Raw genomic sequence first — 14,043 nt, forward strand, 5'->3', positions numbered from 1 at the left:
CAAAGAGCAGGAATGCAGGGCACCATGCCCTCCATACCTGCTCTTTCTTTTCCGGGTATAAGAAACTGAACATTCTTTACCAGGATAGCTGGAAACTATCCAATAGAGCCTACAGAAAAGAGCATGGTCGCCATTGTTCTTGGTCCATGCTCTTCTGCGTTATTGCGCCTTGTTCCGCAGCTGACTGTAATACAGTTCGCTGTAGAAGCCACCTTGTTCCAGCAATGCGTCATGCGAACCCTGCTCCAGGAGCTGACCATCCTTCAGTACAAGAATACGATCGGCTTGGCGGATCGTGTTCAGTCTGTGAGCGATAACAAAGCTGGTGCGGCCTTGCATCAGGCGCTGCAGCCCTTCCTGGATTTTGATCTCCGTGACGGTATCGATGCTGCTGGTCGCCTCATCCAATACAAGAATGGACGGATCGGCCAGAATTGCCCGGGCAATCGCAAGCAGCTGCTTCTGTCCCTGACTGATGCCACTTCCGTCGGCCTGAAGCACTTTGTCGTACCCGTCCTTCATCCGTATGATGAACGAATGGGCATTCGCCAGCCTCGAAGCAGCTTCCACCTCTTCGTCGGTCGCATCCAGACGGCCGAAACGGATATTTTCACGAATCGTGCCCTGGAACAGGAATGAATCCTGAAGGACAAATGCCATATGTGAGCGCAAATTCTCGCGCCGAATGGTCGTAATGTCACGTCCATCCACCGTTAGTGTACCGGATGTAGGATCATAGAAGCGGGATAACAGCTGAATCAATGTTGTTTTCCCTGCCCCGGTCGGACCTACAAGAGCAATCATCTCACCCGGCTTGGCTTCAAAGTTAATTTCATGTAAAATATTGCGTCCTTCATCGTATCCAAAGGATACCTTGTCGAAGCGAACGGCTCCCTCCACCTTTTCGAGAGATACTGCTGCGCCTTCATCCTTCGCTTCCTCATCCTCATCCAATACCTCGAACACACGCTCTGCCCCGGCAATCGCAGACAGCAACGTATTCCACTGGTTGGCCAGATCGTTGAGCGGACGGGTAAACTGACGGGCATATTCTACGAAGATGATAATCACGCCGACGGTAACGGAACCTTGAATCGCCAAGATCCCGCCAATGCCTGCGACAATCGCAAAGCTCAGGTTGTTCAGACCATTCATCAGCTTTGGAATAAAACCGGAGATGGTCTGTGCCCAGAAACCGGACAACCGGATCTTCGTATTTCGTTCCTCAAAGCCGCGAATGACCCGCTCCTCCTGAGAGAACGCCTTGATAATCTTCTGCCCGGACAAGGTTTCCTCAATGTACCCATTGAGTTCGCCGAGATTACGTTGACGCTGTTTGAACAACGGTCCGGTTCTGCGCGTTATCCAGCGCATGCCGATAGCCATCAGTGGTACCACGATAAATGTAAGTAAGGTCAGCAGCGGACTTAACCAGAGCATCACGCCAAACGTTCCGATCAGTGTTAACACACTGGAGAAAATCTGGATGGCCGAGCTGTTCAGCGTACCGCTGACATTCTCAATGTCGTTGGTAACCCGGCTCATGATCTCCCCTGCTGACGCTTGCCGAAGAATGGAATCGGCAGTTTGTGCAGATGGGAGAACAGATCATACCGCATGCGGAACACGGTCTCCTGTGCAATTTCGATCATCCATATATTTTGCAGCCATGACGTCAGGGAGAAGAAAACGTAGACTGCCACCAGACCCAATAAAAATGTCGTCCAGCTGGAACTCGTTGCTTCTCCATCAATGAATTTATCCACGGCCACACCGACCATATAAGGACCAAGCAAAGCGAGTGCAGAACTAGCAAATACCATCAGCAGCACCATCGTCAGCTTGACCTTGCGACGGGCCAGATACGTCCAGATTCGGCCTAACGTACCAGACCAGTTCTTCGCCCTTGCCTTCGGCTTGCGACCTCCTCCTGCCTTCAGCGTATCGGGATCAATCGGAGGCGGGGGCTGACGGAAAGGTTCAATGAATGCTTTGAACATGTGGTGTACCCTCCCCGTATTGTGATTCATAGATTCGGCGATACAATTCGGATGAATCCATCAGATCCTCATGTTTCCCCTGTCCAATCAGACGCCCGTCGTCCAACAACAGAATCAGATCCGCAGAGGTGGTTGAGCTGATCTTCTGCGTGATGATAAACGTTGTACACGACAGCTCTTCCAGTGCGCCCAGCAGCCTTGCTTCCGTGGCTACATCGAGCGCACTTGTACTGTCATCCAGAATCAAGATGCTTGGACGACGAATCAATGCACGGGCAATCGAGAGCCGCTGCTTCTGTCCACCCGACAGATTGACTCCTCGCTGACCCAGCTGTGTATCATAGCCATTCGGCAGCTTCTCAATGGTCTCGTGAATCTGGGCACGCCGCGCTGCTTCCTTAATCTCTTCGAGCGTTGCGTCCTCCCGGCCCCAGGCGATGTTATCCCGTACCGATCCGGTAAAGAGGACCACCTCCTGGGGCACATAACCGATAGCTCCGCGCAATGTGGCTATGTCCAACTGTTCTGCGTCATTACCATCGATACGAACCTCGCCGTGATCTTCGGTATAGAGCCTTGGAATGAGCTGTACCAGCGAGGATTTACCCGAGCCTGTCGCTCCCATGATGGCGATACGCTCGCCTCGTTTGGCTGAGAACGTAATGTCCTCCAATACGGTAATTTCACTGCCCGGATAACTGAACCCTACACCCTGAAAATCAACTCCACCCTGGATCACAGGATTCCCTTTACCCGTTTTTGCAGAACGATCTGTATCCATGGATTGACCCGAATCCGAAACTTCCTCCGTGTCAAAAACTTCGTTAAGCCGTTGTGCCGAAGCACTCGCTCTGGAGAAGGTCACCAGAATCCAGGACAGCGCAGACATGGCGCCAATGGTGCGAAGCAGATAGTTAATAACTGCGACGACTTCACCCACGGTTGCACTTCCGGTAGTGATGTCACGTCGTCCAAACCATAGCACGGCGATGATACAACCATTCATCATGAGCAGCATGAATGGCATCGTCGTCTCCGTCAGGCGCAGCGCGGAGATCGTGCCCTTCATCAGCTTGCCGCTATATCCGGCAAAGCGTTCAATCTCGTGGCCCATCCGGACGAAGACACGGATCAGCCGAATGCCTGTCAGATTTTCCTGGATGACTCCGTTGACGGCATCCAGTCTGCGCTGCACATTGCGGAACAGCAGCGCTGCCTTTTTGATCATCCAGATGACAAACACGAGCAGTACAGGCACCATCACAACGAGCAGCAGACCCAGCTTCGGATTCACCACAACCGCCATAATCATGCTCCCAATCACCACCAGCGGCACACGTGTCATGAATCGCAGACTCATAAACACCGTATCCTGCACCTGTGTAACGTCTCCGGTCAACCGGGTAATCAGGGATGATGTGGCAAACCGGTTAAACACTGCATAAGAGAACGCTTGCACTTTGTCATACAGCTTCTCCCGCAGATCGTAACCGAAGCCGAGACTCGCATGTGACGCAAAAAACGAACTCGCAATTCCCGCGGCAAACGCCACAACGGCACTGCCCACAAGCACTCCACCCCATAGCCAAACCACTGACAGATCTCCTTGCTGGATACCGTTATCAATGATCTTTGAGATTAAATAGGGTTGAGCCAATTCGACCGTCAATTCAATCAGCATCATGACCAGTGCTGCGATGGCGGCGACTCGATACTTCTTCAAGTAGTACAACAGCTTGATCATAACCATTCCTCCGGCCCAGAGCGTTTCATCTTCGTGACGATTTGGTATGTTCACGCAGCTAGCTCCGTTAGTCTCTTTACATAAATCTATGTAAAATTTCACGTATCCAATACGCCTATTATATCGCATTTTGAACTTTCAAATCGCTAATATCTTCTATGCTTCTTATTATTAACCTGAAATAGACTTGGAGTGAACATTCATCTGCAACAAAAAACCTGAGCAGACTGCCCAGGTGCGATGATATTCCAATTCGAATACGTTTATTGACACTCAACTCATCCCAGCTATTTTACTCAGACTTCTTGAAATCGGCTTGCTGCTGTTCATAGATTTCATAGAAATCATCCCAGACAAGTACATTGTCCTTTTCTTTGCTCCACCAGTCTTTGTACCATGTTTCAATCTCCGGGCCACCACCCTGTTCCCACTTTTGCTGCGCTTCTGCAGCAGCCTGCTCAACTGTATACTTACTACCGCTGATAATGGAACGGGTGAAAATATCATTAATGGCTGTCGTCACATTGGTAAGCTTCACCTGAAGCTCTTTGGGCAGCTGCGGCATATGTTCTGAGTGGGTAACGCCTTCACCCACCGGCAGATCGTTCATGTATACTTCCCTTGCTTCCTTGAAGAGGCGAAGTCCTTCCTTCTGGGAAGGGATTTCCTCACTAAACAGCATTTCGGTGTAACCGCATTTGCCTTCCTCCAGGCGGCTGTACAGCATCGCGTAATCACCAGCCCAGCTTATTTCCTGTTTGTACTTTTCCTGATCAGATATACGCGGGCAGCCCTGTTCGTTCAACGTATAATGAGTGCCTTCGAACCCGTTCTTGACCGTTCGGCCTGTCTCGGTTTTGGTTAGAAAATCAATATATTGAATGACGGCTTCCGGATTTTTGGCACGGGCATTCACAACGGCCGTCATCTGCACCGGGTTATTCCATACCATCGTATATTGACCCACCAATGTGGAAGGCAGGGCAATGACCTTCAGCTTGGCATCAGGCACATTCTGCATGAGCGTATCCAGTTCCTTGGCCGCAAATCCAGTGTAATCAGCCGTCATTGCGGCATACATGCCTATTTTCCCGTTCAGGAAATCCTGTTTGGACTTAGCTCCATCCTTGTCGGTCAGAAAATCCTTGTCTACTACCCCCGCCTCAAACAATGCCCGCTTAAACGCCGTCATTTCCTTCATGTGATTGGGGCCAACAACGATCTCCCCGTCCTCCACGTTCACCCAATTGGCATTGTACATGTAGCGGAATAATCCCGCAGTGTCCCCAAATTGCAAACCTCCGATTCCAAAAGTATCGTCTGCACCGTTCCCATCCGGATCATTCTCTGTGAATGCCTTGGCGACCGCCAGCATCTCTGCTTCGTTCGTCGGCACCTCCAGGTTCAGCTTTTCCAGCCAATCTTCACGAATGAAGAAACTGGTCAGCGGAAATACCTCATTCATTCGGCCTACTTCATATAACTTGCCATCGCTCTTGATCCCAGCTTTCTTTAACTGTGGATACTTCTCCATCAGCGCTTTATATTCCACACTGGAGTTCTCAATCAGTTCATCCAGCGGCATCAGTTGTTTTTGATTAAATAACGTATTCCGAATAGGCGTTCCGAATTCAAAAATAACATCTGGTGCACTGCCCGAAGCAAACAGCACGTTTAATTTGGACTGCGATTCCCAGCGGGGAACCGCCGTATATTTGACATTGGCCGGGCCGTTCTCATTGATCCACTTGGACCACATGTTATCCTCAATCGTTCCCATACCGCTTGGTACGGCGCCCCGATCATAGATCGTCGACGTTATATTGCCGCGCGCACCTTCCCCTTCAGCCTGCTCACTTCCACTTCCTCCTGAACACCCTGCCAGTATTCCGCCGATTAAGCCCAGAACAAGACCGGACTTCATCCATGCCTTGATGGATATCACCATAAGATCAGACCCTCTTTCTTATATAATGTGAAATGAAATAAGCGAATGGCTTGCAGCCTGCACTACCCTTTGATGGAGCCCAGCATGACCCCTTTAACAAAGTACTTTTGCAAGAATGGATACACTGCCAAAATGGGAATGACCATCACGATTACGGCCGCTGCCCGAATGCCTTCTGGCGTTAGATTCGAAATCATCGTCGGATCGGTAAAATCCTGCACGTTCAGATTGGACATAATCATATTTTGGACCAATACAGTCATGTTGTACTTAGAGGTGTCGTTGATATAAATCATCACACTCATGAATGAATTCCAGTACCCTACACCATAGAACAGAGCAATGGTCGCCAGCAACGGTTTGGACAGAGGCAGCACGATCCGAAATAACAATCCGAGCTCTCCGCATCCATCGATGCGTGCAGCTTCGTCCACTTCCCCTGGCAGATTTTCAAAATACGATCTCATAATCAGCATGTTATACGTACTTACCAGACCTGGCAGCCAAAGTGCACCATAACTGTTCACCAGCCCAAGGTTCTGCACCACCAGATAAGTCGGAATCAATCCGCCGTTAAAAATCATCGTGAATACCATCGCCATCGTAAAAAACCTGCGGTGGTAAAAATGCCTGCGCGACAGCGGATACGCCGCCATAATCGTAACAGCCATACTCAGCCCCGTACCGATTAACGTAATCTCGACACTGTTCCAGAACGCATTCAGGATTGGCGTCCCAGTCATTAGACTGTGATAGGAAAACCAGGTGAAGTCGACTGGCCATAGCCCTACTTTACCGGATACAACGGCTCTCGCATCACTCAACGACAAAGCCACAATATTCAGAAGGGGCAGGATACAGCTGATGGCTACCAATGTTAACAACACATAATTGATCATATAAAAGACTTGTTCTCCTCGTGTTTTTCTCACTCTGCTCCGCCTCCCTTACCACAAACCTTCGTTAAATCGACGTGCAATATAGTTGGCACAATAGATGAGAATAAACGCGACCAGTGATTCGAATAATCCCATGGCCGTCGTCAGGCTGAACTGCGCTCCCTGAAGACCTGTGCGATAAATATACGTACTGATGACATCAGCAACCTCGTTCACGTTAGAGTTCTGCAGCATATACACTTGGTCAAATCCAACTTCCATCACGCGCCCCATCGACAGAATAAGCAGCAAAATAATGGTGGAGCGAATGCCCGGAAGCGTTACGTGCCAGATCTGTCGCATCTTGCTCGCCCCATCCATCTGTGCAGCTTCGTACTGGCTTGGATCGATGGTCGTTAGTGCCGCCAGAAAAATAATCGCGTTAAAGCCCATGTCCTTCCAGATACCTGACCCGACAAACACGGCGATCCAAGAGCCTTTGTTGTACATGAACGGATACGGCTCTCCCGTCCAGGCTTCCACCCATCGGTTCACAATTCCGTTCTCCAGTGAAAATACGGTCATGATCATCATTGCAATGATGACCCAGGAGAAAAAGTGCGGCATGTACACCACGGTCTGCACGGTCCGCTTAAACGCCATGTTTCTCACTTCATTCAGCATGATCGCCAGAATAATCGGGATCGGAAAACCCACGATAATGCTAAGCAGACTGAGAAATAGAGTATTACGGATGATCTCCACTGTGCGCGGATCGCTGAACAAGGTCTGAAAGTGTTGAAAGCCCACCCATGGACTGTTCCAAAGCCCGTCATAGAAGTTATAATCCTTGAAGGCGATGACCAGCCCCCCAATCGGCGCATAACGAAAGATAAGATAAAACAGGATCACCGGAAGAAACATCAATAGTAGCGGAATATTCGTCTTGAAACGGCGAAGCCGCTGCTGCCGGATTCTCTGCCTCACTTCGTTTTCTGGCGGTTCCAACCTTGGCGGCCCTGCGGCCAGCTCTCCCTTCATGTTCATCACTCCTCTCTGCTGTGGATGTCTATAGTTGTATTTTAGATATAAATGTAAGCGTAAACATTCGATATTTAACGATCCTTTTTTAAATTTCTACGCAAAATAACCCCACATCGTGGGGCTGTGTTCGGTAACAGCTTCTACTCGCTGCTCTCATGGCTCGGCTGCTTGCGAAATTCGCGGGGCGACAGCCCGGTTATCTGTTTGAACACGGTTGTAAAATAACTGGAGTTATCGAACCCGGTCTGTTCAGCAATGTCCGCCATGCTCTGCCGGGTACTGTGCAGCAGTAACTTCGCCTTATCCACTCTACGCTTGCTGACGTACTGGCTGAAGCCATGACCGGTTTCTTTTTTGAACAGGTGACTGAGATAATTGGGGGTCACGTGAACATGCGCGGCTGCCGCTTGAAGATTACAATTGCTGGAATAGTTCATCTCGATGTACTGAAGGACCCGTGTGACCACATGATCCTGTTGTTCCTGCGTAAGCCGGACCAGCATACCAAGCCATTCTTCTCTTTTGCAGCGTGCCCAAGCCATCACTTCCGCTACCGAATGAATCCAGAGCAACGGATCTGGGCCGAACTTGTCGACACTCGCAAACTGCTGAACACGGAACTGCTGCACTAACAGATCGGTCATCACTTTCATGAGCAGCTGAATCTCGGCTTTACATTCAGGGAGAGGCATCCGGGATGCATGGCTGAACAGTTCATCTATCCGTGCAGCCATTTGCTGCATCTGCTGCTTCAACAAGAATGCTGCCAACTCATCACGCAATCGATCCGATCTCTCTACCAGACTGTACTGTTCCCTAATTCGGTTATCGGATTGCCGCTGGCAGTATCGCTCATGCGCTTTGCGAAGAACACGACAGGCCTCATCTAGAGAGAAGGGCTTGAGCAGAAACTCCATAGCACCATAACGGATGGCGCGCTGTGCATATTCAAACTCCCGATAGCCCGTCAAAATAATGATCATAATGTCCTGACCACGATCATGGATCTGTTCTGCCAAGTCCAAGCCATCCATCACCGGCATGTTGATATCCGTAATAATTAGATCCGGTGTACAACTGTTTACGGCTTGCAGCGCTTCTTCTCCGTCGGCAGCTTCACCAACTACTTCCCACCCGAGTGGATTATTGGAAACCAGATGTATTAATCCTTGCCGAAACATCGCTTCATCATCGACTACGAGCATTCGTCCATTCAATGGATGTATTCTCCTCTCAGCATGTTATCTGTTCTCTTCCAGCAACCTATTCTACCTGATAGGGCAAACGAAGCCGCACCAGCGTTCCCACTTCAGGAGTGGATTCGATCTGCACACCATAAGGGTCGCCATGAATCAGTTCGATTCGTCTGATTACACTTCGCATGCCAATGTGTTGACGCTCCTCATCAGCGTGTGCCAAAGGTGCCAAAATACGATCCATCATGGATGGGTCCATCCCGCATCCGTTATCGGCTATCTCCAGAATAAGCATGTCCGATTCTGCATCATTTCCCGCGTACCGGAAGACGCGAATCTCGAGACGACGATTGTCTCTTTTGTCCGCAAAGGCATGAACAAACACATTCTCCACAATGGGTTGCAGCAGCAGCCGAATCACCTGGCAACGTAGCAGTTCAGAAGGAACAGAAATCTCGATCGATAAGGCCTCCTGATACCGGGCCTGCTGAATCTGCAGGTAATGGTCAATCTGGTTCATCTCATCCTGCAGGGTAGTCAACCGCTGGACTGGCTCCAGTGTATATTGCAGCATTTCGGACAAGGCCGTAACCAGACGCGCCGACTTCTCATCTCCAAGCATATAGAACTTCCAGAAGAACATACTTAATGTGTTATACAGAAAATGTGGATTCAACTGGGCCTGTATAGCCTTGAGCTCAGCTTGCTTTTCACTTAATTCACGCTCATAGACTTCATGAATCAACGTATCGATCCGTGATGCCATCGCATTGAATCGTTCTCCAATGAAGCCCAGCTCATCCTGTGTCTGAATCTGAACGCGTGTATCGAATTGTCCGTCGCGCACTCTTTTCATCGCGTTAACCAGACTGGCCAGTGGACGCAGCAGCCTGCGGCTGATGATGGTAATAATGATCCACGAACACAGAACCGTGGCTGCCGCAGAAAATACAGCAACCTTTACGATAATCTTGCCCTTATGCTGAATCTGAGCCAAGGATACTTTGCTGATTAACGTGAACTTGGCTTTGTCCGACGTTTGTTTTGTATACAAATGAGCGGTTCCCTGCTCGTCCCTAATCTCGGTTGCTCCCATGCTTAGTTGTGTAAGCGGTGGTGGGTCTGCATCTTGATTATGAAACGCATATACCAGTTTCCCATCTGCATCCAACAAATACGCGGCAATATCTTCATTAAGACGTAGGTCCTTAAGATAGGATTCATACAGAGAGGTATTAAAGAGGATCAACATGACCCCATACGTCTCCAGATCAACAGAACGCATTAAGCGCCCTGCCAGAATCCAGTTGGATTTTTCCTCCTGAAGAAAAGCATCTACATCCAGACGGTTCCATACATATTCTCCTCCCGTCCCTTCCAGCTTATGGACCATCTCAGCCAAATATGAGGGGTCCATCTGTTGGAACGATCCGGCAAACGTACCGAGATTAAATATGTTCCCCTTCAAATCATAGATTCGAATTCCCATGATCTCCGGTGCATCGAGACGAACCTGATACAACTGATCATCCAGTTCCTCCTCCAGCTTCATCTGATCATAGGAGGAAATGCCCGCAGCCTGCGCCTTAATTGCATTTTTCACGGAGGGATTCAGCGTAATGTAGTCCGTCACTTTATACATGTCGTGCACCCTGGAATCGAGTCTTGCAAGTACCTGTTCTGCGGTAAGACTATACTGGCGACTCACTTCCTCATTAAACAGCGAAATATGTATGCGATAAGTAATTAACCCCGTGATGCCTGATATCAATACAGTCGCCGCCGACAGAAACAAAATCAGTTTTGTTCTGAATTTAAAGCGTTTACATAACTGAATCCATCTCATCACTCTTCGCACCTCACCCTTGTCCCGCACCACTTTATTCTTAAAAAAGATATCATACCCCTATGTAAAACAACAGAAAAACCCTGACCCCGTGTTGACGGTAGTCAGAGTTTCTACCTGCTCTATGAAGGATAAGCCGTATGAACATTTGTCAGAACAGTATTTTCCATAGATGACTATTTGCCGTATGTCTGCTCCATACGTTCTTCTTCATTGGTGGACAGCAAAATGTTCAGCAGCCCCATCACGTTATTCGCTTCTGTTCTGGCTTCCGTATACTTCTCAGCAAATGCGGCTTCGTCCTGTTCCGGATCTATTGCAGCCAGTTTGGCCCACGACTCGCGTGCTTTATCGTAAAGTTTCGTTAAAGTGATGTCATACGTATGCTGCGCGACAGGTGCCATGGAGTCGAACTCCGCTGCATTCTTGAAAAATACCATCGAGTCCGTAAAGGACTGACTGGTGTAATCCTTGTTCTTCATGGCATCCTCCGTGAGGAGCAGCGCCTGACGAGAGATAAACAACGTCTTTACCATGGCACGTTCCAGATTGGTTGCTTCTTCCCATGATACATAGGAGACTTCCGGTGCCTGAACGGTTGTGAAAAAAGGAAAGGCATCATCGATCAAACGCTGTGAATCGGAATGGATGGGAATACCTGTGTTCATATTCACTACCGCATCACTGTAGTTGGCGATATTAATATTTTTGGAGCCTTCTTCACTTACCCTGCGTACCGGATGATCGTTAAGCGGGACACGGATATAGCCAAGCTTGTCTGCATATTTCTGCTTCAATTCCTCCAGTGTAGAGTCCACTCCGATCTTGCCTTCTTCAGGCGAAGACCCCGCTGTATCGGAAGTTGAGGAGGTGCCCGCAGAGTCTTCAGCATTGGTATCTGCTGCGGACGTGTCAGTCGTTGACGTGTCCGAGCTATTGGTCGCTGTAGCCACCGTGCCAGCATCCTGAGCAGACTCCTTCATCGTTGCTTCCTTCGCCCCACCGCCACATGCAGTCAATATGGCAACCAAGCTGAAAATGGCCGTGAACATCTTGATTCTATGATTCCAACTCATTGTGTAATCTTCCCCTTATCTTATGTATGTACCTGTGTTATATTAACCTCTACTTCAATCCATGAATAGTTCATTCCATAAACATTCTTTCGGATAACATAGATAGACTACTATATAATCTGGTCTTTATTCTATCATAAGTTAAATACTGGGTGTATAAGACATTGTGCCTGCATGCTTATGCTGTATTTCCGTCAGTCCTATTCTCACTTACGGAGAGAACAAAAAACACGGTCATCCATGAAAGGATAACCGTGTTGATATGCACGCTCGGTAAGCTGCATTATTCGTTTTCAATTCATCGCCGTATGAATGATGCAGCAGGTTGCAGGTTCGATTCCTCTTATTTGATGCCTTTGGCCTTCTCCATATGATCAGCCCGAATCTGGGGATCCGTGGAATTGACTGCGGACAGCATGTTGTAGATGGCCTGAATATCCTGTTCCTTATACAACGTTTCGGGGACTTCGGTCTCAAGCCTTTCCGTTTTGCGCAGGATGGTCTCCACCAATTCATGATCATAGATAATCAGTTCATCCGAATTAACATACCGCACAGCTGGATCAACACTGATCCGGCAGCGATTGGTGAAGGTCACCATAGAGACGAGACGAACTCTTTTATAATCACCGAGGTGTGCCTGAATGGCCTCCACATGCCCTCGGTGCTGCATCAGTGGGTTGTACATCTTGATTCGGCTGCTGCTGACTGTCCAGTTGGCCTCTCTTCGGCCGCCACGAATCTCACCTGTCGTCAGGTTTCGTGTCTCAATCACGAAGATTCCCCGTGGACCGATAACGACATGATCAATCGATGAGTAACCCGAGCGAGACTTGGGATTGGCAACGAGCAAGTCGTTCAGCACTTTGTATTCACCCGGAAGAGCATGCAGCTGCTGGGCAGTGCTTGGTTCCTCGGGCTGACGGGTCCAATCTCCGTCCGATTTCGTTTTGCGACGACTACGGACCATACGTGTGGGAATGGGGGCCGTTGACGGTAAAGATGAAGCGGAAGCTGATATCTGGTTCGCGAGCTCTGGCTGTGACTTGAACAGAGACAGGATTTTTTTGAACATGGGCAAGCTCCGTTCTATGTAGTGTGGGTTTCGCACATCCATTATGTATACTTCTATTACTTATGTCGGATAAAGAGGGGCAAAAATAAAGGGAAGAGGACCAACAATCCATTGTTCAACTAAAGTATATACCAATATTTAACCAATACTGTGACTTTAGACGCATACGAGAAGGGGAATTTTAAAAAAAACAGCGTATTCCTTTCTATTGAAGAAAAAGAACACGCTGTTGTCTTGGTTGTGAGGATTAAGCCTGTAAATAATAGGTGTAAAGCACCTGCGTACCCTTTTCATCCAGACCGTTGCTGGATATTTCCTGATACAAGGACTCAGCCAAGGCCAGCCCTGGTGTCTTCATCCCCATAGCTTTGGCAGATTCGAGAGCGATACCCATGTCTTTGATAAAATGTTTCACATAGAATCCAGGCTCATAATCGCCTGCGATCATGCGCGGACCGAGATTGCTAAGTGACCAGCTCCCGGCTGCACCGGTAGCGATGCTCTTCAGCACATTCTCCGCGTCCAGACCGGATGTCTTGGCATAAGCGAGTGCCTCGCATACACCCATCATGCCTGAAGCAATGGCGATTTGGTTGCACATTTTGGTATGCTGTCCTGCTCCTGCTTTGCCTTGCAGCACAATGTTAGTGCCCATTTGCTCGAACAACGGACGAACCGCTTCAAAAGCCTCCGTACTACCACCAACCATTATGGACAGCTTGGCATCCCTTGCTCCGATATCCCCACCGGAAACCGGTGCATCCAATGCATGCAGTCCTTTCGCTTCCGCGGCTTCATAGATCCGTGCAGCCAGCAGCGGACTGGATGTGGTCATATCAATCAGGTACGAGCCTGGTTTCGCGTTGGCCACGAGACCATCTTCACCAAGATAAATCTCCTCAACATCCTTCGGATACCCCACCATCGTGATGATGACATCACACTCGGCTGCCAGTTTGCCTGGTGTGTCATGCCATACGGCACCTTCCTTCACCAGCGCATCCGCCTTGGCGGCCGTGCGCGTATAGACATGCAGTGGATAGCCTGCCTGCTGGATATGCCCTGCCATGCTTTTGCCCATTACGCCTGTACCGATAAAGCCAACTTTCGTCTCTCCAGGTGCCTTCGTTGTATTTGTCATCGCAGGTTTCCTCCTATTTCTCTATACTTCGTTTGGAGCTTGTCTTCTAAACTTGCTATATCTGTATGTTAATGCTTTCTGTCTCTTCCGTCTAT

The 14,043-nt window shown here is 49.0% G+C and carries 9 protein-coding genes and 1 pseudogene; all 10 read right to left on the reverse strand.

Annotated features, from left to right (window positions below; genetic code table 11):
• Positions 1–159 precede the first annotated feature (159 nt).
• Positions 160–2,000, reverse strand: a pseudogene (locus HW560_RS00075) (ABC transporter ATP-binding protein).
• Complete coding sequence (locus HW560_RS00080; protein ID WP_179265709.1) at positions 1,981–3,744, reverse strand: ABC transporter ATP-binding protein; 1,764 nt, start codon at positions 3,742–3,744, stop codon at positions 1,981–1,983. The pseudogene HW560_RS00075 and the gene HW560_RS00080 overlap by 20 nt, the downstream one beginning before the upstream one ends.
• Before the next feature lie 292 nt (positions 3,745–4,036).
• A complete protein-coding gene (locus HW560_RS00085; RefSeq protein WP_090893700.1) occupies positions 4,037–5,692 on the reverse strand; it encodes an extracellular solute-binding protein in 1,656 nt (551 codons plus the stop codon).
• A gap of 62 nt (positions 5,693–5,754) precedes the next feature.
• Complete coding sequence (locus HW560_RS00090) at positions 5,755–6,624, reverse strand: carbohydrate ABC transporter permease (RefSeq protein ID WP_090893698.1); 870 nt, start codon at positions 6,622–6,624, stop codon at positions 5,755–5,757.
• Between the two features lie 15 nt (positions 6,625–6,639).
• Positions 6,640–7,611, reverse strand: coding sequence for an ABC transporter permease (locus tag HW560_RS00095; RefSeq protein WP_090893697.1), 972 nt, complete (start codon positions 7,609–7,611; stop codon positions 6,640–6,642).
• Positions 7,612–7,754: 143 nt separating this feature from the next.
• Positions 7,755–8,831 (reverse strand): response regulator, encoded by a 1,077-nt coding sequence (locus tag HW560_RS00100; RefSeq protein WP_090893695.1) that lies wholly within the window; start codon positions 8,829–8,831, stop codon positions 7,755–7,757.
• Positions 8,832–8,877: 46 nt separating this feature from the next.
• Complete coding sequence (locus tag HW560_RS00105; protein WP_179261376.1) at positions 8,878–10,656, reverse strand: cache domain-containing sensor histidine kinase; 1,779 nt, start codon at positions 10,654–10,656, stop codon at positions 8,878–8,880.
• Positions 10,657–10,832: 176 nt separating this feature from the next.
• The gene (locus HW560_RS00110) at positions 10,833–11,732 is read right to left on the reverse strand and encodes a hypothetical protein (RefSeq protein ID WP_090893691.1); all 900 of its coding nucleotides are present in this window, start codon (positions 11,730–11,732) and stop codon (positions 10,833–10,835) included.
• Between the two features lie 343 nt (positions 11,733–12,075).
• On the reverse strand, positions 12,076–12,807 hold the full coding sequence (locus HW560_RS00115; protein WP_090893689.1) for a nuclease-related domain-containing protein: 732 nt from the start codon (positions 12,805–12,807) through the stop codon (positions 12,076–12,078).
• 247 nt (positions 12,808–13,054) lie between these two features.
• Positions 13,055–13,948: an NAD(P)-dependent oxidoreductase gene (locus HW560_RS00120; protein ID WP_090893687.1), complete on the reverse strand. Its 894-nt coding sequence runs from the start codon at positions 13,946–13,948 to the stop codon at positions 13,055–13,057.
• Positions 13,949–14,043: the final 95 nt, after the last annotated feature.

Source organism: Paenibacillus sp. E222 (genome assembly GCF_013401555.1).
Taxonomy (GTDB): Bacteria; Bacillota; Bacilli; order Paenibacillales; family Paenibacillaceae; genus Paenibacillus.

What these genes read in the sequence shown, in the direction of transcription:
- HW560_RS00080 (WP_179265709.1), bottom strand. Translation starts at nt 3,744, where the DNA reads ATGATCAAGCTGTTGTACTACTTGAAGAAGTATCGAGTCGCCGCCATC.
- HW560_RS00085 (WP_090893700.1), bottom strand. Translation starts at nt 5,692, where the DNA reads ATGGTGATATCCATCAAGGCATGGATGAAGTCCGGTCTTGTTCTGGGC.
- HW560_RS00095 (WP_090893697.1), bottom strand. Translation starts at nt 7,611, where the DNA reads ATGAAGGGAGAGCTGGCCGCAGGGCCGCCAAGGTTGGAACCGCCAGAA.
- HW560_RS00105 (WP_179261376.1), bottom strand. Translation starts at nt 10,656, where the DNA reads ATGAGATGGATTCAGTTATGTAAACGCTTTAAATTCAGAACAAAACTG.
- HW560_RS00110 (WP_090893691.1), bottom strand. Translation starts at nt 11,732, where the DNA reads ATGAGTTGGAATCATAGAATCAAGATGTTCACGGCCATTTTCAGCTTG.
- HW560_RS00115 (WP_090893689.1), bottom strand. Translation starts at nt 12,807, where the DNA reads ATGTTCAAAAAAATCCTGTCTCTGTTCAAGTCACAGCCAGAGCTCGCG.
- HW560_RS00120 (WP_090893687.1), bottom strand. Translation starts at nt 13,948, where the DNA reads ATGACAAATACAACGAAGGCACCTGGAGAGACGAAAGTTGGCTTTATC.